The sequence below is a fragment of the Pseudoalteromonas sp. S1650 genome, assembly GCF_005887195.1.
Classification (GTDB): Bacteria; Pseudomonadota; Gammaproteobacteria; order Enterobacterales; family Alteromonadaceae; genus Pseudoalteromonas; species Pseudoalteromonas simplex.
The window spans coordinates 1-17,952 of the sequence record NZ_PNDF01000043.1 but is presented as its reverse complement, the minus strand read 5'-3'; the positions used below and the strand labels follow the sequence as shown (position 1 = coordinate 17,952).

At 41.6% G+C, this 17,952-nt stretch carries 17 protein-coding genes; 7 read left to right on the top strand and 10 right to left on the bottom strand.

The window, feature by feature from the left end; translation table 11 throughout:
- Positions 1-58 precede the first annotated feature (58 nt).
- Entirely contained in the window at positions 59-1,501 is a 1,443-nt protein-coding gene (locus CWB80_RS13610; protein ID WP_054563711.1) for an aminotransferase-like domain-containing protein, read from the top strand.
- 62 nt (positions 1,502-1,563) lie between these two features.
- Here CWB80_RS13610 and CWB80_RS13605 read toward each other — a convergent pair whose 3' ends face one another.
- The gene (locus tag CWB80_RS13605; RefSeq protein ID WP_138598937.1) at positions 1,564-2,364 is read right to left on the bottom strand and encodes a YggN family protein; all 801 of its coding nucleotides are present in this window, start codon (positions 2,362-2,364) and stop codon (positions 1,564-1,566) included.
- 391 nt (positions 2,365-2,755) lie between these two features.
- Here CWB80_RS13605 and CWB80_RS13600 point away from each other — a divergent pair, with 391 nt between their 5' ends.
- Positions 2,756-2,944: a PA3496 family putative envelope integrity protein gene (locus tag CWB80_RS13600; protein WP_082389337.1), complete on the top strand. Its 189-nt coding sequence runs from the start codon at positions 2,756-2,758 to the stop codon at positions 2,942-2,944.
- Between the two features lie 52 nt (positions 2,945-2,996).
- Here the strand turns inward: CWB80_RS13600 and CWB80_RS13595 are convergent, their stop codons facing one another.
- From CWB80_RS13595 to CWB80_RS13585, 3 genes are all read right to left on the bottom strand, one after another.
- Positions 2,997-3,479: a glutathione peroxidase gene (locus tag CWB80_RS13595; protein ID WP_138598938.1), complete on the bottom strand. Its 483-nt coding sequence runs from the start codon at positions 3,477-3,479 to the stop codon at positions 2,997-2,999.
- 107 nt (positions 3,480-3,586) lie between these two features.
- Positions 3,587-3,886 carry an AzlD domain-containing protein gene (locus CWB80_RS13590; RefSeq protein ID WP_063529256.1) on the bottom strand — a complete coding sequence of 100 codons (300 nt, stop codon included), beginning with the start codon at positions 3,884-3,886 and terminating at the stop codon, positions 3,587-3,589.
- Positions 3,883-4,590, bottom strand: coding sequence for an AzlC family ABC transporter permease (locus CWB80_RS13585; RefSeq protein WP_054554684.1), 708 nt, complete (start codon positions 4,588-4,590; stop codon positions 3,883-3,885). Before CWB80_RS13585 ends, CWB80_RS13590 begins: the two co-directional genes overlap by 4 nt.
- Positions 4,591-4,727: 137 nt before the next feature.
- Here CWB80_RS13585 and CWB80_RS13580 point away from each other — a divergent pair, with 137 nt between their 5' ends.
- A complete protein-coding gene (locus CWB80_RS13580) occupies positions 4,728-5,378 on the top strand; it encodes a cytochrome b/b6 domain-containing protein (RefSeq protein WP_138598939.1) in 651 nt (216 codons plus the stop codon).
- Positions 5,379-5,599: 221 nt separating this feature from the next.
- Here CWB80_RS13580 and CWB80_RS13575 read toward each other — a convergent pair whose 3' ends face one another.
- Both CWB80_RS13575 and CWB80_RS13570 read right to left on the bottom strand, forming a co-directional pair.
- Entirely contained in the window at positions 5,600-6,052 is a 453-nt protein-coding gene (locus tag CWB80_RS13575; RefSeq protein ID WP_138598940.1) for a c-type cytochrome, read from the bottom strand.
- Positions 6,053-6,155: 103 nt separating this feature from the next.
- A complete protein-coding gene (locus CWB80_RS13570) occupies positions 6,156-6,626 on the bottom strand; it encodes a DUF2721 domain-containing protein (protein WP_054554628.1) in 471 nt (156 codons plus the stop codon).
- A gap of 226 nt (positions 6,627-6,852) precedes the next feature.
- Here CWB80_RS13570 and CWB80_RS13565 point away from each other — a divergent pair, with 226 nt between their 5' ends.
- Complete coding sequence (locus CWB80_RS13565) at positions 6,853-10,557, top strand: S8 family serine peptidase (RefSeq protein WP_138598941.1); 3,705 nt, start codon at positions 6,853-6,855, stop codon at positions 10,555-10,557.
- 130 nt (positions 10,558-10,687) lie between these two features.
- On the top strand, positions 10,688-12,871 hold the full coding sequence (locus CWB80_RS13560; protein WP_138598942.1) for a S9 family peptidase: 2,184 nt from the start codon (positions 10,688-10,690) through the stop codon (positions 12,869-12,871).
- A 21-nt stretch (positions 12,872-12,892) separates the two neighbouring features.
- On the opposite strand, the gene CWB80_RS13555 is transcribed toward CWB80_RS13560, so the two are convergent.
- Genes CWB80_RS13555 through CWB80_RS13540 form a run of 4 tightly spaced genes read right to left on the bottom strand, consistent with a single transcriptional unit; the run spans position 12,893 to position 16,567 of the window.
- Positions 12,893-14,368 (bottom strand): sensor histidine kinase, encoded by a 1,476-nt coding sequence (locus CWB80_RS13555; RefSeq protein ID WP_138598943.1) that lies wholly within the window; start codon positions 14,366-14,368, stop codon positions 12,893-12,895.
- Positions 14,368-15,093 carry a response regulator transcription factor gene (locus CWB80_RS13550; RefSeq protein WP_138598944.1) on the bottom strand — a complete coding sequence of 242 codons (726 nt, stop codon included), beginning with the start codon at positions 15,091-15,093 and terminating at the stop codon, positions 14,368-14,370. The genes CWB80_RS13555 and CWB80_RS13550 overlap by 1 nt, the downstream gene beginning before the upstream one ends.
- A 58-nt stretch (positions 15,094-15,151) precedes the next feature.
- Complete coding sequence (locus tag CWB80_RS13545) at positions 15,152-15,856, bottom strand: spondin domain-containing protein (RefSeq protein ID WP_138598945.1); 705 nt, start codon at positions 15,854-15,856, stop codon at positions 15,152-15,154.
- Between the two features lie 9 nt (positions 15,857-15,865).
- Entirely contained in the window at positions 15,866-16,567 is a 702-nt protein-coding gene (locus CWB80_RS13540; RefSeq protein WP_138598946.1) for a spondin domain-containing protein, read from the bottom strand.
- A 204-nt stretch (positions 16,568-16,771) separates the two neighbouring features.
- On the opposite strand from CWB80_RS13540, the gene CWB80_RS13535 reads away from it, so the two are divergent.
- Both CWB80_RS13535 and CWB80_RS13530 read left to right on the top strand, forming a co-directional pair.
- Entirely contained in the window at positions 16,772-17,143 is a 372-nt protein-coding gene (locus tag CWB80_RS13535; protein ID WP_138598947.1) for a DUF4870 domain-containing protein, read from the top strand.
- 57 nt (positions 17,144-17,200) lie between these two features.
- Entirely contained in the window at positions 17,201-17,641 is a 441-nt protein-coding gene (locus CWB80_RS13530; protein WP_138598948.1) for a YqaA family protein, read from the top strand.
- Positions 17,642-17,952 lie beyond the last annotated feature (311 nt).

Genomic DNA, 17,952 nt, shown 5'->3' with positions numbered 1-17,952 from the left:
TCTGTATACTTAACATATACAGAAAACTAGAAATGCAACCTATACAGTTTGGTGGGCTATGTCACAAGTTATCAGTCGTAGTAACAGTGAGTTCTTATATCAACAAGTTATTCAGCTAGTTAGAGATCTTTGCTTGCAAGGCTCGTTATTACCGGGTGAAAAATTACCTTCGCTCAGAAAAATGGCAGACAAGCTCAACATTAGTATTCCAACGGTAAAACAAGCGTATCAATTACTTGAAGGGCAAGGGTTGATCGAAGCCAGAGAAAAGTCAGGCTACTTTTTAAAGTCTTCACAGTTAAATCAGTCTCGTCCAAAGCGAGTTAGGCTCAGTCGAGAGCCGACCACTGTCAATAAGCAAGGCTTGATTGAACAAGTCTACAGCGCTATCCATAAAGCTAATGTGGTGCCATTTGGTATCGCCAACCCTGTGGCCGCAGCTCCAACAGATAAAGCGCTGGCACGAACAATGCGCCGAGTAATGACACTGGCAGGCGCATCGGCAATTAATTACGGGCCGATGGATGGCTTTGCACCACTTAAAAAACAACTCATTCATCGCTATCTGGACTTTGGTATTGGGGTTGATAGCGACGAATTAGTGATCACCAATGGTGCTCAAGAGGCACTGGCAATTGCCCTTAAGTGTGTCGCTAAACCCGGTGATGTTATTGCAATCGAGTCGCCTTGTTATTTTGGCATTATCGAGTTAATTGAAAGCTTAGGTTTAAAGGCACTGGAAATACCGCTGTGTCCTGATGAAGGAATATGGCTAGATGACTTGGCTCAAGCACTCGATGAGCATGATATAAAAGCCTGTGTGTTTTCTACCTCATTAAATAACCCTGTTGGCAGCTTTATGCCTGATGCCAAGCGTGAGCAATTAGTGGCACTGTTAGAGCAGCGTGATGTGGTACTTATTGAGGATGATGTTTATGGCGACTTACATTTTACGGCAAAGCGTGCGACGCCTGCACAGGCCTATTCAAAAAAGGGCTTAGTGATCACCTGCGCGTCGTTTTCAAAAACAGCCGCACCTAGTTACCGCATTGGTTGGATCATTGCCGGTAAGTTTGCAGAGCAAGCAAGGCGACATAAACGAGCGCTTAGTTGCTCTGCGCCACTTATAAACCAGTGGACCTTGTATGAGTTTATAGCCAGCGGTGAGTACGACCGTAACATTCGTTTGCTTAGACAGCGCTTAAGTACCAACAAAGAGCGTATGATTTGGTGCCTGCAGCAATATATGCCAAGTTGTGCGCGTATAAGTAACCCGCAAGGGGGCTGTGTTATCTGGGTTGACCTTGGTAGCCAATATGATGCGGTAAAGTTATTCCATTTGGCACTTGAGGCGGGGATCAGTATTACTCCTGGGTTGATATTCTCAGCGGGTAAAAAGTACCGTAGCTGTTTTCGCTTAAGTTATGGCTTGCCTTGGTCTGAAAACTTAGAGCAGGCGATTAAAACGTTATCGCAACTGACTGTGCTGGCCAAAAAATAAAAAAGCGCAGAGCAAGCTCTGCGCGAAAGGACCAAGTGTTTTGGTTCAGGGATGTTAATTCATTACTCTGCGTTCTGTTTGAAAGTAAATAGTTGATACTCTTTTAGTTCTGGTACTAGCACCACTAACTCTTGCTCTTTATGAGCGATATCAGCAAAGCTGCCGCATAATGCATCTGCTCGTTCTTCAAGTTGAGCTGCCTGTGTTTCTACGCGTGCTTCTATTTGTGCGCCCATGTTTTCCATACGTTGCTCAAACTCATCCATGTCGCCACCTGAACCTAAAAGCTCAGAACCTAGCGCAATTAAAATACTGCCCATCGATTGCATCATGGCTGACTCTACAGCCGATTCAATTTGCTCATCGAATTGGTCTTCAAAGTTTTGGCCAAATTTTTCGAAATTTTGCTGACCCATGGTAAACGCACCTTGCTGATAGAAGGCGTTTTGCACTTCTACACTGATATCGTCCATTAATTCTGAAATGTCGTTTAGGCCATCAATATTGAAAGCATTTGATACTTCTTCAATTGCTACGCCTGCTATTTTTACGCCATCAAGTGCGATATTGGCGACTTCAGGAAGTTGGCTGCGTAAGCTGTCTGAGTAATCTGCAATTGCTTGCTGTTGTGAAGCATCAAGCGACACGCTTTGACCATCGATATATAAAGTGTGTTGATCGATGATTTTCATAGTGCGATTATCGGCTGTGTATACTTCTAACTCGCTTGGTGTGATGCGTACATCATTTATAAATTCAACATCACACTGCTCACCGCTGAATGAAATATTTGTATCATTATCGTTATGAGCCATTGCGCTGGTAGCGATAAATAAAGAACTTACTAACAATAACTTTTTCATTTTTTTCTTTCCTGTTTGAAATGACACAAATACATAATCAAATTGAATGCCATAATTTATAAGTTCAATTAATTCAATGGTTTGATGTGTTTTTATGATTTTTTGAAAATTGCGGGGAATAATTTTTTAACCATTTTTTAGTCAAATTAACTAAAAAATACACATGCATAAATGACTTTTATCGAAACGATAAAAAACTCTCACTTTTCAGAAATCAAATTTAGCGCTATTTATTCACAATATTGACATATGACCTATTTAGCATGGGTGTATGGCTTTATTTTGGTGGTTTTTTAGATACTAAATTACTACTGAGCTTTTTAATCTTTGCCAATTCATCGAGCAAATTTTAATCTCAAGAATTGGTCTCAAACACTTTATGGAGTGGGTTGTGGGTAAGACATTTAGTTATGACGCGCTAGATGACGATTTTGTTGAAGACGAGTACGAAATGGTCGGGCGTAATCAACACGACAAGAAAAAGCAACGCGTTAAGAAGAAGTTGGAAGACTATCTTGAACAAAAACGCTTGCGCAGAAACTTAGGCGATGACGACTTTGACGAGTACTTGAACGACTAAGCATAAATTTAGATAAAGAGGCAATTTGCCTCTTTATTGCTTTTAGACTTTGTTATTTGCCCAGTGCAGCTGCGATGTCTGATTCGAGCTGTTCAGGCTTTGTCAGTGGCGCATATCGCTTAATGGCCTTGCCATTTTTACCAATTAAAAATTTGGTGAAGTTCCATTTTATTTTGCGGGTGATAAAGCCCGGTAACTCTGATTTTAGGTATCTAAAAACAGGGTGAGCATGTTCGCCATTCACATCGACTTTGCTCATCATTAAAAAGCTAACGCCGTAGTTAATGAGGCAGCCTTCTTTAATTTCCTTCGCGTCCCCAGGCTCTTGTTTACCAAATTGGTTACAAGGAAAACCAATTATTACTAAGCCTTGCTCATGATACTTTTCATGTAGTGCTTGTAAGCCTTCATATTGTGGAGTGAAGCCACATTTACTTGCAGTGTTTACAACAAGTACGACCTTGTTTTCAAAATCAGAAAAGTCAACGGTTTGGCCTTGTAGGCTGGTAGCTGAGAGTTGGTGAAATTCGCTCATAGTGATAACTTTTTATTATTGTTGCATTGATTCTAACTTGCTTGGCATTTTTCTAAAAGGGTAAATTTTAATCAGCGGCTTTTCTTACTTGGGGATAGGCATCGCAGCTAACTTAAAATTATAAATAATCCCATTCCTGCCAGTGTTGTGTAGTATATGTTATGTGTTTTATAGGCCACGATAACAGACACAACAGCAGCACTTAGGTAAGGATTTTGCCAATCTAGATTTATCCCTTCGTCATTAATAAACACAATGGGCACCCAAATTGCGGTGAGTACGGCAGGGGCGCTAAAACTTAAAAATTGCTGCATTTTCGGGCCAACTTTAAATGGTAATGCGCGGTGTAAAAATAAGTAACGTGTGAAGAAGGTGATACACGCCATTAATAAAATGGTGATCATCATTGTGTATGCTCCTCTTTTGCTTGCCAGCGACTAATTAGATAACCCACTGTCATAGCGATAAGAGCCGCGGTGACAAGCCAAAGTTGAAAGCCCTGACTTTTTAATAGCGTTGCAACAACGCCTGCGGTGATCACAGTAGCCAGTGTTGCAAAGTTCTTTACACCCGGAATAACTAAAGCAATAAACGTGGCAGCGATGGCAAAATCAAGACCTAGGTGTGTTAAATCGGGAAGGAGGCTTCCTGCGACAATACCTAGCAAGGTCCAGATATTCCATGCAATATAAAAACTAAAACCGGCACTGAGTGCATAAATAAGGCGTACTTTCGTTCGGTACGCTTTGCGATGGTGCGAAAAAGCAAATAATTCATCGGTTAGTACAAAACTCACTGGCAGTCGCCAACGAAAGGGTTGATCTATGACTTTGTGGCGAATAGCTAAACCATATAAAAAGTGCCGTGAGCTAATAATGAGTGTGGTAAATAAAATAGTTAAAAGCGGCGTATTGCCTGCCATTAATTCAATCGCAACGAGCTGTGCTGAACCTGCAAATACCAACAACGACATAGCTTGTGTTTCTAGGGCACTGAAGCCATTTTGAACAGCTAACGAGCCACATAAAATTCCCCAAGGTAACACCGCAAGGCATAAGGGGAGCATGTCGAAAAATCCTTTTAGCAAGGCTCTTATTGTTGATTTATGCATCTTATCGCTCATGTTTGTTGTTATGGCTCAGATCAAAACAGCTGAAATAGAGGTGTGTCAAAATAACTGAAGTTTGCAATAATGTATAGCCGAGCCTGTTGCTGAAATCATTAGCATCTTTTAAAGGGAAAGTTACAATGTCAAAAGTTAAAGTATGGGATGGCTTTATAAGAAGCTTCCATTGGTTATTAGTTGCCGCCATCGCAACACTCTATTTTAGTGCTGAAGAAGGTATGTTGGAGCTGCATTTTACTGCAGGCTACTTCACTCTAGCGCTTATTATTACACGTCTTGTTTGGGGCATTATTGGTAGTAAAACGGCAAAGCTCTCTGCACTTATTCACTCTCCTGTTGCTGCAATTAAGTCATTTACAAGCAATGAACATAAAGCGGGTCATGGCGCAGCGGGTAGTTATATGGTGATAGCCTTTTTTGCGCTACTCATCGTACAGTTAACCTCTGGCTTAATGACCAGTGACGATATTTTAACGGATGGCCCGCTGGTGGCGCATGTATCCTCAGATACCGTAGAGTTTGCCGGTTGGCTCCATCATTTAAACTTTGATATTTTGTTGTATGCCATTGTGTTGCATGTATTAGCGATTGTGATTTACCGCATTAAGGGTAAGAACTTAGTGAAGCCTATGCTAACGGGCAGTAGCGACCAAGTTGCGGTTACTGAGCCTGTTACTAAATCACCGTTGATAGCTTTTGTTATTTTTGCAGTGTGCTTAGTGGTGCTATTTACGACTTGGGGTGCAGAGCCGCTCAGCTATTTGCTTGGCTAGGTAATCTAATACCAATCCGCAATAATACTTAATCATTTTGAGGGATAAAACCTGTCGCTACCTGCGTTAAAAATTTCTGATTTAGAACAAACTAAATAACGAAATTTTTGCCTTGCTATCAACGAGGTTCTATTGCCTCAAAATAGACCACTTAATTAAGCGAATTGGTATAAGACATTAAAAAAGGCGCTAATAAGCGCCTTTTTAGTTTAAGTTTTTAACTAGTCTTTGAAAGACTTATGGCAATCTTTACAGCCTTTAGCCCAAGCGCCAAATGCTTTACCAATTACTTTTTTATCGCCACTTTGCGCTGCAATTGCTAGCTCATCAGCATATTGTTGGAAAGCAACTGCTTTTTTCATAAAGGTTTCGTTGTCGCTCCATACAGCTGCAAGTGCAGATGTATCACCCTTGTCAGAACCCGCTACGAAAGCTTCCCAAGGCATTTTAGATAATGCCGCTGCATTGTCGGCACGCTTTTGAAAACGTTCTGCATCAAAAGGTACTTTTCCTTTTAGCATATCGCCCATGTCACCAATTTGTACGCGGATCATTGAAAATGCTGCTTGACGATACTCGATTGCATCGCTTGGCTCTTCAAATACAGAATTTGCTGAAGCGCCTAGTGCCATTGTAGATAGCATTGCGCCTACTACTAATTGTTTTAATTTCATTCCTTTTGCCCCTTAAGATGTCATAAAAGTAAACTAACTGAGTTGTATCTTAGCTCAATATAATATTCAAGTGTATTGCGGTTAATCTTAACTTAAGTTTAATTTAATCATTTATATCTATATCAGCGAAGATCATGCCGCGGCGCATGCTTCTTGTTGCTAAGAAAACCTCGCATAGTAAAGATAAAAATCCACATATCAACAGCGCCATAGCGGCCACAAAGCAGCTAGCAATTGTCACGCTTAAGTTGATCGACTGGATATGCGATAAAAATAGACACATAACCACAGCACACACTAATAAGGCACTGAGTACACTTAAACTAAATGCGATATGTATGCAGCGAGAGCGTTTCAACAGTGCCCTTAGTTCTGTTGTAAGCGACTTATTGAAGTCTTCATCGGTACTGACTTTAAGCTTGCGTTCTAACTGCCGCGCTCGATCGGTAATACGCGCCAAGCGGTTGGAAAGCACGCCTAATGTTGCTGCAATACCGGTAATTAAAAAGACGGGTGCAACAGCAGTTTGAATCACCTTTGCCATGGTAAGAATGTTGATAACTTCTGAATTCATCAGTCTCTCCGCTCATTGTTATATTTTATTTACAGTGGTTTACAATTTAAGTTTGACATTTAATTCATTTAAATCAGTCTGTTACAGTTTCTTTTCGGCAGAGGGATCACTTTGTTGTAACCAAGCTGTTGCTAGTTTGTGTTTTTGAGCTTTATAGTCGTCGAACAATTCTAATATCATTGAATTGAGTAAATACAATAATATAAAACTCATCCGAGGGAAAATGATGTCTCCAAGTAAAATGAAGCGAACCGCTCTATCATCGGCTATTGGGTTAGCAATGATGTCTTATGGTGTTACAGCAGCAACACTTGATCTTAACAAGGGCTATGTTCCTGAAATATCTAATGTAAAAAGTTACTCTCAAGATAAAACAATTAACAATAAAACTCGCTATATTATTCAACTCGAGGATGAACCTCTTGCAACTTATAAAGGCGGAATCATCGGCCTACAGGCTACCTCTGCAGAGGTAACTGGGGAGAGTAAGCTAAATCTTTCTTCAAACCAAGCGTTAAAGTACAGCAGTTACTTAAAAGCTAAGCAAAAGAGCGTAGCTCGTGACGCTGTATCTATAAGTGGTGGAGCTGTTTCTCATACGTTTAGCACTTTATTCAATGGTGTTGTTATTGAGGGCGCTGAAGGTCAAAGAGAAGCTCTGGCTAGACTACCAGGCGTTAAAAAAGTATTCCTAGACACTGAATATCATACAGTAATGGACGCATCAATTGATGTAATCAAAGGTGTTGAAGCGTGGCAAGCATTAGGTGGTCAATCTGAAGCTGGTAAAGGTGTTAAGGTTGCGATTATTGACTCAGGTATTCGCCCTGAAAATCCTATGTTTTCAGATGTAGGTTTTACGGCTCCAGAGTTCAGTGAAGAAGAAGCTGCTTACTTAGCAACAAATCCTGATTATTGTCGAATGGATGGTGGTGAAGCTGACTTTTGTAATAACAAGTTAATTGTTGCACGTGCTTTTGGTCCAACTCCTTCTAGTGTTCATCCAGATGAGTATATTGGCTCTCCTTTAGGTTATGATGGTCACGGGACGCACGTAGCTGGTACTGCGGTTGGTAACCCAATGGAAATCACCTACCAGGGTAACAATGTGTCTATTTCTGGTGTAGCTCCTGCAGCTCAACTGATGGCATATAAAGCACTATGGCATACAGCTGATGGTCGCGGCAGTGGTACTACAACCGCGCTTATGTCTGCATTAGAAGCCGCAATTAAAGACGGCGCAGATGTTATTAATAACTCATGGGGTGGTGGTGCAGGAGCAAACCCTGCATCAAGTGCTTACAGCGACTTATTTACAGCAGCAGAAGAAGCAGGTGTTGTTGTTGTTACTGCAGCAGGTAATGATGGTAATGGACCACAAACAATTGGCTGTCCAGGATGTATCGAGTCTGGTTTAACAGTTGCAAATACCCAAACAGGCCGATTTTTTTCGCAGCAAATTGAGGTTGATGGCGAAAGCTATTTAAGTATTGAGGGTAGTAATGGCCTATTAAAAGAAACGCTTTCTTTACCGGTTATCTCTGCACAAGTTATCGCACCAGATAACTTTGAGGGTTGCGAAGAGTTTGCGGAAGGAATTAGTTTTGCTGATTCTGTTGCGTTAATCTCTCGTGGTGCTTGTGCTTTTAGTGTTAAAGCTGAAAATGCAGCTAAAGCAGGTGCTTCTGCAGTGATTATTCACAATAATGCTGCTGGTGGTGCGATGGGGATGTCTATGGATGATGCTCCAATCCCAGCTTCAGCTATTAGCCAAGAAGATGGTTTAAGCTTAGTTGAGTTATTGAAAGAAACAGAAGAGCCTGTTATCGCGACTCTTGATCCAAGTGTGCAAAGAACTATCGTAGCTAAGTTCACTGATGCAGTTAATTCTTCGAGTTCACGAGGACCAAACGGTGAACCAAGCTTCCTAAAACCTGATATTGCTGCTCCAGGTACAGACATCCTGTCTGCATACTCTCCAGATGAGGGAAATGGATTAACATTCACGGCAATCTCTGGTACTAGTATGGCTAGCCCTCATGTTGCGGGTGCAGCTGCACTTATTAAGCAAGCACACCCAGAATGGGATGCTGTACAGATCAAAACCGCTTTAATGAGTACATCGAAGATGGATGGACTTCATAAAGAAGATCTTGTCACTAAAGCAGATGCTTTTGATGTTGGTGCTGGTCGCCTAGATGTACCTAGTGCATTAAATGCGTCGCTTACATTTAGTCACGGTTCTTATGCTGATCCTAGCTGTCTAAGCGTATGTAGCTTCAAAAATACTGTGCAAAATATGAGTGACACCTCGGGAGAGTGGACAGCTAAAGTAGTTACAGACATGGATGGTGCAGAAATCTCTATATCGCCTAGCACTATCACTCTAGAAGCGAATGGTTCTGTGACGACTGGAGAAGATAATACTGAGACACGCACCGATATTGCAGAGTTTAATTTAGATATTGACTCAACATACAATAGTGTTAAAGGTTGGAATTTTGGTCATGTTGTATGGACGCACTCTGAAACAGGTCAGGTAGCTCACCTTCCATTTGCTATATACGATAATGAAGAAACAAATGCGAGTTTCTTCACCGCTAATGTTGATGCTGATTCTTTAAACTCATCAACACCTGCGAAAGTAGGCGTTAAATTTGCTAATTCTGGCTTTGAAAACGAATTAACCGTTAATGTTAAGCTTGATGAAAATGCAGAGCTACTTAAAGGCACTTCACCTTTAGTGGAAGTTGCACGTGGAGCCGGTGAAGTAACTGTTAGTGAAGATAATAAAGAACTAACATGGACTGGTAAGTTAGACCCTAAAGTTATGACTCTTTCTGATGATAACTTGTTAGGTACGTTCTCTTTAGCAGAAGCTGGAGCAACAGCTGTTGCGTGCCCAAATGGTTGTGATGAATTTACGGTAACCGTTGATGCTGACTTTATCTATGATGGAAAAGAATATTCAGCATTTACAGTTTCTGATAATGGTTTCGTTGCTGTTGGTAGTGATGTGAACGTCAGTGGTGCGTGGTCTCCGCGTGCATTCCCTAATACTCGTACGCCAAATGGTGTTATTGCACCTTTATGGGCCGATTATGACTTAGCGGGTGGTGCAACTGGCGGTGGTGAGCTGTATATAGCAACACTTGAAAGTGGTCACATTGTTATTGAGTGGCATGATGTTGAAGAATACGCTAGCACTTCAGGTGATAAGTACACTTTCCAAGTTATTTTGAAAGAAGGTACGGATGAAGTACGTATTAATTACATAGATGTTCCAGCGTTACCTTCTGCTTATTCGGCTGGCGCTGAATCTGCTGATGGTGGTGTCGGTGTTGCACTAAGTACAGTTCCAACAGGGACAGCTCTTGGTCAAGGTTATATGGTTGAGCAAACCCAAGGTGGTACAGTTGAAATTCAGTATCAAGCATTTGCGAAAGACCGTAGCAACTATACTTCGGCAGATTCTGTAGTTACTGATGAAGAGCAAACTATCAATATCAATGTATTAGAAAATGATATGGGTGAATCTCGATTCACGTTTGATGGTAAGGCTGCTTCGGAATTAGATAATGCAGAGTTCCTTGTCCACAAAGGTGTGAAAGTTAAGGGTAGCCTTGAGTCTTCAACAGTTAAAGTTGTCTCTGCACCAAGCAACGGTACAGCAACAGTGAAAGAAGATGGTACCATAGACTATAAACCTAATGCTCAGTTCGCAGGTGAAGATAGCTTTACTTATACTGTACGTGAGAGCTCAGGTATGGAATCAGAAGAAACAAGTGTTTCTATTGTTGTAAATGATACAATTGCTGATCCAGCTCCTGTCGTTGAAGAACCGAAGAAAAAATCTTCTTCAGGTTCACTAGCGTGGTTAACATTACTTGCTGCACCGTTCGCATTCATGCGTCGTCGTAAGCAAAAGTAATTATTTGAAAAATAAGTGATAAAAGGGAGCTTCGGCTCCCTTTTTACATTGCTTCACAAAGGCTACTTATAAATTCACGGTTAATTACTTATATTAGGGACTTAATAATAAAAATTAATTTAGGATCCCTATGAAAGTTGGCCACTCACTTTGTCTCGCGGCACTCTCTTTAGCTATTTTAACTGCCTGTAATAAAGCTCCTGATGACTCAAATGAAAAAGATACAATAAAACAATCGGCTGTAACTGAGTCGATTCAAATAGCAGCTCCCGTTGCTAAAAAAATACCTCATGAAATGACCATTCATGGTGACACACGTATCGATAACTACTACTGGATGCGTGATGATGAGCGCAAAGATGCCGCTGTTATTGCTCATTTAAATGCTGAAAATGCGTATGTTGAAAGCAAATTGGCACATACTCAAACGCTACAAAACACCCTTTTCGAAGAGCTTAAAGGACGTATTGAAAAGGATGACGATACCGTACCGACAAAAAAAGGGGATTATTATTATTTCTCACAAACGCGTGGTGATGATGAATATCCGGTTTATGTGCGTAGCCAAGATAGTCAAGGAGAGGGTAAGCAAGTTATTTTAAATGTAAATGAGCTTGCTAAAAATCATGATTACTTTGCTGTCACCGGTTTAGCTGTGAGTCCAAATGGCAATTTACTTGCTTACGGTGAAGATACAGTTAGTCGTCGCATTTACACAATTAAAGTTAAAGATTTAACCACAGGTAAAATGCTCACAGAGAGCCTTGAAGGCACGGAAGGTGATGTCGTGTGGGCTAATGACAACAAAACCTTATACTACATCAAAAAAGACCTACAAACGCTGTTAGGCTATCAAGTATATCGCCATACGCTAGGCACCCCGCAAGCCGACGACGAACTCGTTTACGAAGAGAAAAACACCAGTTACTACACCGGTATTTACAAGAGTAAAGACCAACAAGAAATCTATATTAGTCATGGCAGCACTAGTGCTTCGGGTGTCTCGGTTATTGATGCTAATGATGTCAAAGCAATGCCAAAACGTTTTATTGAACGTGAAGCTGGGCTTGAATATGATATTCAAAAATTAGGTGATTGGTATTACATCGTTACCAATTTAAATGCGGTTAACTTCCAACTGATGAAAGTGCACCGCGATAAGGCTCATGATAAAACCAATTGGCAAACGGTTATTGCTGGTCGCGATAAGGTTAAGTTTGAGGGTATTGAGTTATTTAACAATCACTTGGTTTATGAAGAACGTGAAATGGGGCAAACCCGTATCACTATTCGTGACCTTCGCAACCAACAAGAGCAAATAGTTGCGTTTAATGATCCAACGTATATGGTTTTTAGCTATGGTAATAGTGAGTTAGATAACCCTAATTTACGTGTTTACTATTCAAGTATGACAACCCCAGGTAGTAGCTACGATATCAACCTCGAAAGTGGCGAAAAAACACTGCTTAAACAGCGTACAGTATTGGGTGATTTCAACCCGAGCAATTACACATCTGAACGCATATATGTAACTGCGCGAGATGGTGTTGATGTTCCAGTGAGCCTTGTTTATCGAAAAGATAAGTTTAAAAAAGATGGCTCTAATCCGCTTATGCAATATGGCTATGGTTCGTATGGTGCGACCATGGATCCGAGCTTTTCTAGTTCACGATTAAGCTTACTCGATCGTGGTTTTGTATTTGCAATTGCACATATCCGTGGCTCGCAGATGTTGGGTCGTCCTTGGTACGAAGACGGCAAGTTACTTCATAAACAAAACACCTTTAATGACTTTGTTGATGTGACTAAATCATTGGCTGCTCAAAAATATGCAGATAAAGATAATGTTTTTGCCATGGGTGGCAGTGCGGGTGGCTTACTAATGGGAGCTGTTGTAAATCAAGCGCCTGAACTTTATAAAGGAGTGATTGCGGCAGTGCCTTTTGTTGATGTGGTCACGACTATGCTAGATGACAGCTTACCACTAACAACAAATGAGTATGACGAGTGGGGTAACCCGAACGATAAAGTCTATTACGATTATATGCTGTCGTATTCGCCGTACGACCAAGTTAAGAAACAGGCTTACCCAAATATGTTAGTCACCACCGGCTTGCATGACTCTCAAGTTCAGTATTTTGAGCCAGCAAAATGGGTTGCTAAGCTGCGTGAATATAAAACCGATGATAACCTATTGCTTTTTAAAACTGACATGGAAGCAGGTCATGGCGGTGCTTCTGGGCGCTTTAAGAGCTTACAAGACACCGCTTTATATTATGCATTTATGCTAGATTTAGCGGGTATCGAAAAATAATAACAACGCAGGCATCCGTGATTAAGCGGGTGCCTGCATTGCTAAATTAAAACGAAACTCACTGCCTTTTCCTAAGGTACTGCTGACGTTTATTTCACTATCCATTAGGGTGAGCAATTGCTTGCAAATAGCCAGTCCTAAGCCTGTTGAGCCTCGTTTTATGCTATTACGGGCCTGATAATGAGGTTCAAAAATAGCATTGAGTTCATCCTCATGAATACCAACCCCAGTATCAGATACTGCCACGTATAACTGATCACTTTGTTGGCTAACCTTAACGGCAATTTCACCGCCACTTGGGGTGTGTCGAATAGCATTCTCAATTAAGTTTGTTAGTACCCGCTCTAATTTTGCAATGTCTGTCGTTACGGTAAAGTCGCAAATTTCTGGGATAACCCTGAGTGAAATTCCTGCGGATTGTGCAGTGAGTGCAAGCTTTGCCACGCAATCATAAATCAACTCGCCTAAATTAAAGGTCTCTGATTGAATTTTTACTTGGCCGCACTCTAAATTAGCAAGCTCAAAAATTTGTTCGATCAGATGTTTTAATTGCTGGCAGTTATCCATTGCAAGGTTGAGGTAATGACGTTGCTCAGGCTCGTTTAAGTGGCTATCCGGTTTATTGATCACCTCAAGAAAGCCGTGCAGTGAAGATAGCGGCGTACGTAAATCATGTGATAAATGCGTAAGTAACTCACGGCGTTGTTTATCGGCTTGCTGTAATGACTGAAACTGCTCATCAATACGTGCGAGCATGGCATTGACGCCTTTGCTTAAATTGCCAATTTCATCATCAGCAGTGTAGCTTGAGTCCAATGACATTTTGGTTAGGCTGTAGTTAGCCGCTTCTATTTTATTAAGCTCTTTATTGAGTTTTTTTAACGGTAAGGTGAAAAAACGAAATAACAGCAACATCGCAATAAAGAGCGCAACTAAGGCGGCTATAAACCACATTGCGGCAAGCCAAAGGTTATCATTGGCTTTAATGTTTTTAAGGGTTGCATCGTAAGCTTGCCCGCCAATTATCACGTACAAATAGCCTTGCAGTTGTTGCTGATTATAAACTGGCGCGGTCGAAAATATTTTTACGCCATCGTTGCTACGCGGATCATCACCATAAATCGGCGTGGCAGTGGGGTTGTCAATCAGCTGCTGTATCGGGGTTAAGTTTATTTGTTGCCTTACGACTTGCCCCGGTTTGGCTGAATAAGTCAGTAAATGACCTTCTGGGTCTACAAAATAAAACTCAAATGCAGGACCGAGTATCATCAGCGTGTGAAATAAGTTTTCTAGTGCGTCATAGTCATACACACCTTGTTTGATCAGTGGATTGTCGTGCACTAAATGCTCGGCCAATTGGAGGTGCAAGTTTTGCTGAGCATGATGAACAGAGCTTTGTTCTAATTGCTTACTCCAATTTAAAACCAGTGCACACAACAGGCTAAAAATAAGCACCAATGACCAAGCGAGTTTTTGATATAGCGTCATTGATTTCATTAGTTTACACTCAATTGGCTAGGGTTTAATTTATAGCCTACGCCCCAGACTGTTTCGATAAAGGTTGTAGGGTGATGCTGCTCAAATTTACTGCGTAAACGGTTTATATGGGAATTAACCGTATGCTCGTAGCCGCTGTGTTGGTAACCCCACACTTGGTCTAGTAACTGTTGGCGGCTAAAAACATGGTTTGGGTGTTTAGCAAAATAGACTAGTAAATCGAATTCGGTGGCGGTTAAGTTAATTGCTTGGTCAGCTAAAAATGCTTGGTGGCTGGCAAATTCAATATGGAGTTCACCGAGTTGAATGACTGCTTGAGCGCTATCTTCATGATGTGATTGGGCTGCCATAAGTTGCGACCTATGCCGTAATTGTGTTTTTATTCGTGCTTGTAACTCTCTGGCGAAGAACGGCTTGCAAATGTAATCATCAGCGCCCATTTCCAGACCAATCACTCTGTCCATATCGCTACTGAGTGCAGTTAGTAAAATAACGGCAATACTTGGGTAGTGCTCTTTAATTTTGCGGCATAAGCTCAAGCCATCCATTTGTGGTAGATTGATATCGAGTAGCACCAAGCCGTAACTTGAGCTGGCAAGCTTCTTTATTGCAGCTTCAGCGCTCGAGGCTTCATCAATATGTAGGTTTAGGCTGTGTAATTGTGTGCTGATAAGTTGGCGTATTGCTCTATCATCTTCGACGATTAATAATTTTTCTTGGCGCATTGCTCACTCCAAATCACAGAGGCACATCCTTATGACCTCGGTGTAAGGAGTGCGATTATTATTGCGTCCGCGTTATGGTGAACCGAGCTACCGGGTTATCAAACTTATGCTGGCTGGTGAGCACTGAGTTTGTCAGGCCATCATTTTGGCTGACCACACCTGGGTGCATTGCAACACGGTCAATATCGTCGCGCATTTCGTTGTAACCTTCGCCAGAATCAGCAGGGCCGGGGATTGTCCCAGCTGCTTCAGAGTTAGCTTCGGTGCCTGCATCATAGGCAAAACTAGTACGTGACAGTGACTCATTTACCGCTAACGAAGACACGTCTATAGCATTCAGACCGGTAAACGCGTCATTTGTATTCACCAACATGGTCGCTAAGCTGATTTTTAATGAATCAAGCTGCTCAGTACTCAGCATTAAAGTGACTTGCTCACCAGGAAGAAGTGGGCTTTCAGCTGAGCTTGAATTCATATTAAAATCAGCCGCTAATAATTCACTGTTATCTCCTCCTTCAGCCATTAATTCGAGGGCAGCTGAGGCCGGTTCGCCTATTTGCCAAAGCATACCCTCAGTGTGAGCAATGGCTGCAATCGGTGATAAAGGTTGGGCATTGGTTAAGTTTGTAACATGTACGGTAAATTCATAGCTCATAGCGGGCGTTACAGGATCTGTTACTTCCACCTCGTTATTATCTGAATCCCCACAGGCCGCAAGGCCGGCACTTAATGCGAGGATAATTAAGCTTTTTGAAAAGCGCATGATAACCTCCTATTTAACCGTAACTGTTAGCAACGCAACTGGGTTTAGCCATCTGTGCACGGTGTTATCAAGGTCACTCATACCTGCCTCTAAATCGTCGTCACCTAAATTACCCGGATGAATATGCACCATCATATTTGTTTCGCTGCTGGTGACGCCGCTGCCATTCATTCCTGCATTGCCACCCGGTGCGGCTGGAATACCTGGCGTGCCCGGCATGCCTGAACCCTCAACAACAAGCTCATCATTAGCTTCGGTGCCTGCATCATAGGCATTGAGATAAACAGTGTAGGTGCCAGCTTCTGTTGGGATCATCCAACTATCTAAACCCACAAAGCCATCATTGGTAGGCAGCAGCATGGCTGTGAGCGATAAGTAATTATTGCCATCGCTGGTAGATAAGCTCGCCATCGTTGAACTTGCTGGCGCCAATAGGCCTTCAGCTGGGTTAGCAACCATGTCACTGTTTGCAGCTGTGGCTTCACTCATTAATGGCTCGAGATTACCACCCTCAGCCATTGTCTGTAGGGCTGTAGAAGCAGGCATAGCAACGCTAAAGAGTTTACTGTCACTGTTGTGAGCCGTAATGAGAATAGGGGTAAAGTGTAAACCTTGCGTGAGGTTAGTCAGTTTTATATCAAGCTCAGCTGCTTGGCTTGTAAGGCTAGTTACTGTGCATGCAGCGAACAAAGTTAAAGGTAAAGCTTTCATGTGAGATTCCTGTTTTTGATGATTCAAAATCAGTATCGAATAGCAATATCCAAAAACCTTCACGAAGTTATCACATTTTTATCACGGCATTGATTACAGCTTTTTTGCTGGTTGAGAGTTTTAAATTTAATCAATTTAGCTAGGGTAAAATGCTATTAAGGTTTATAGTAAAGAGACAAATAGACCCATAACAAGGAATTTAAAATGGATGATAATCAAAAAGTTGAAATAATTGTGGCAGATAAAGACCAGCGCACTTGGGCAATGTTTTGTCACTTAAGTGCCTTAGCTGGTTTACTTTTTCCGTTTGGCTCAGTGATTGGACCTTTGATTGTTTGGCTTGTAAAAAAAGAAGAAATGCCGCTCGTTGCTGAGCATGGTCGCAAGTCATTAAACTTTCAATTAACCATGATGATTGCTTACATTGTCTGCTTTATGCTGATGTTTGTTGTCGTTGGTGTGATTTTGTTGCCATTGGTAGCGTTATTCTCATTGATTATGGTGGTAGTCTCGGCGATTAAAGCCAACGATGGTAAAGAAGTAAATTACCCAATGGCGATTGAATTTATAAAATAAATTGATTGCCATATAATAAAAGCTCAGCCGTTTGCTGAGCTTTTTTATGTGATGTTTATGGCCTACTTATCGTTATTCTTCAGTGCATTTATTGCAGCTACCCTATTACCTAGCTCTTCAGAATTAGTGATGACCGCTATGGTAGCCAGTGGTGATTATCTACTTTGGCTATTATGGCTAAGTGCAACCGTGGGCAATGTGCTTGGGAGCTGTGTTAATTATTGGCTGGGCACACAAGTCATGCGATTTAAAGACTGTAAATGGTTTCCCGTTTCACAAAAGTCGATAGATAAAGCTGAGCAGCAATTTAATAAGTACGGTATTTACAGTTTGCTGTTTGCTTGGCTGCCTATTGTCGGCGACCCGTTAACGGTAGTTGGCGGAATTTTTAGGGTTAAGTTTCCAATCTTTTTGTTACTTGTGACCCTAGGCAAAGGCGCACGTTATTTAGCTGTGCTTGCCTTTGCGGTAGGACTAGGGCGTGTTTACCTTTTATGATTAATTTTGCAGCAGTGTGTTTGGTATTTAGGCAAGGCAGAGCCTATGTAGTGTGGTTGTTCCACATAAATAGGTGATAACGCAGCATCAATGCCAAACACGCGCTGCCCTTCGGGTTCTTCCTAGGGGCGATTAACTCTTTGTTGCTCGATTTTTACTTAGCCCACTAGGTTACAAATCTCGCGCCGCGATTAAATCGCCCCTAGAGTGAACAAATTTTAATCCACAAAGGTCAACACGCCCTAATTTTAACTTTTTTGCCAATCAAGAGTCAGTGATACTGAATCTGCAAAGCGCAGCGCGTGCGGTTT